1 protein-coding gene is annotated in these 1,064 nt (G+C 43.7%); it reads left to right on the forward strand.

The annotated features are described in order from the left end of the window. The first annotated feature begins 121 nt into the window (after nucleotides 1-121). Nucleotides 122-937 carry an aminoglycoside O-phosphotransferase APH(3')-Ia gene (locus tag HMPREF2847_RS01080; protein WP_000018326.1) on the forward strand — a complete coding sequence of 272 codons (816 nt, stop codon included), beginning with the start codon at nucleotides 122-124 and terminating at the stop codon, nucleotides 935-937. The last annotated feature ends 127 nt before the right edge of the window (nucleotides 938-1,064 follow it).

Here is a 1,064-nt window from a genome sequence, read left to right on the forward strand (position 1 = left end):
AAGTTTATCACCACCGACTATTTGCAACAGTGCCAACCCATGTTATATTGCACAAGATAAAAATATATCATCATGAACAATAAAACTGTCTGCTTACATAAACAGTAATACAAGGGGTGTTATGAGCCATATTCAACGGGAAACGTCTTGCTCGAGGCCGCGATTAAATTCCAACCTGGATGCTGATTTATATGGGTATAGATGGGCTCGCGATAATGTCGGGCAATCAGGTGCGACAATCTATCGATTGTATGGGAAGCCCAATGCGCCAGAGTTGTTTCTGAAACATGGCAAAGGTAGCGTTGCCAATGATGTTACAGATGAGATGGTCAGACTAAACTGGCTGACGGCATTTATGCCTCTTCCGACCATCAAGCATTTTATCCGTACTCCTGATGATGCATGGTTACTCACCACTGCGATCCCCGGGAAAACAGCATTCCAGGTATTAGAAGAATATCCTGATTCAGGTGAAAATATTGTTGATGCGCTGGCAGTGTTCCTGCGCCGGTTGCATTCGATTCCTGTTTGTAATTGTCCTTTTAACAGCGATCGCGTATTTCGTCTCGCTCAGGCGCAATCACGAATGAATAACGGTTTGGTTGATGCTAGTGATTTTGATGACGAGCGTAATGGCTGGCCTGTTGAACAAGTCTGGAAAGAAATGCATAAGCTTTTGCCATTCTCACCGGATTCAGTCGTCACTCATGGTGATTTCTCACTTGATAACCTTATTTTTGACGAGGGGAAATTAATAGGTTGTATTGATGTTGGACGAGTCGGAATCGCAGACCGATACCAGGATCTTGCCATCCTATGGAACTGCCTCGGTGAGTTTTCTCCTTCATTACAGAAACGGCTTTTTCAAAAATATGGTATTGATAATCCTGATATGAATAAATTGCAGTTTCATTTGATGCTCGATGAGTTTTTCTGATAGTTAGTCTTTGTAGAGACACAAACCTGAAATTCCGGACACCGCGCTTCAGGACATCTCCCTGGACGCCGATATCTGGCAGTATCCGGACGGGGCACTGTTGCAAATAGTCGGTGGTGATAAACTT

The sequence above is a fragment of the Corynebacterium sp. HMSC074C03 genome (assembly GCF_001838285.1).
Classification (GTDB): domain Bacteria; phylum Actinomycetota; class Actinomycetes; order Mycobacteriales; family Mycobacteriaceae; genus Corynebacterium; species Corynebacterium amycolatum.